Consider the following 503-nt stretch of genomic DNA (forward strand, 5'->3'; position numbering starts at 1 on the left):
GCTGCGAGCCTGTTCAGTCTCCTCAGCCTCACTTTGTGTCGCGCCTTCAGATGGTGAGCCCAGAGGTGCGCTGCGTAGGTTAGCCCGGTTCGAACAATCCCGGTGTAGGCCCAACGGGAGAGTTTGGGAATCGGGCCCCACGTCCTTCCGATGCTGTTAGACACCTGGAAGAGTAGAGCCAATGCCTTGTTGATTTTGTGATCGATATGTTGGGTCCACGATAACTTCTCATCAAGAATGACCCCGAGGTATTTCGTAGACTTTTCATATTTGATCAATTGGGCACCCATTTTTAATCTTGGAGGGGGTAATGGTTTAAGCTTCCTATGGAACCAAACCGCAATGGTCTTCTTTGGGTACACAGGTACACAGGTTCTAAATGGGTTCTAGAGTCTCGCCTGCGGCGTGAAGTCCTCCCACTTTATGACGTCTGCGCCATGTAACGTCCCGCAATACGTGTACGATATTGGGGAACGGAGTAACTAGAGTAACTATACACTTGA

The 503-nt window shown here is 50.1% G+C and carries 1 protein-coding gene; it reads right to left on the reverse strand.

What is annotated here, in order from left to right; translation table 11 throughout:
- On the reverse strand, window positions 1-278 hold a 278-nt coding region (locus JEM65_RS22730; protein ID WP_233530828.1), incomplete at its 3' end, for a hypothetical protein.
- Window positions 279-503: the final 225 nt, after the last annotated feature.

The sequence above is a fragment of the Gelidibacter salicanalis genome, assembly GCF_016469035.1.
Taxonomy (GTDB): domain Bacteria; phylum Bacteroidota; class Bacteroidia; order Flavobacteriales; family Flavobacteriaceae; genus Gelidibacter; species Gelidibacter salicanalis_A.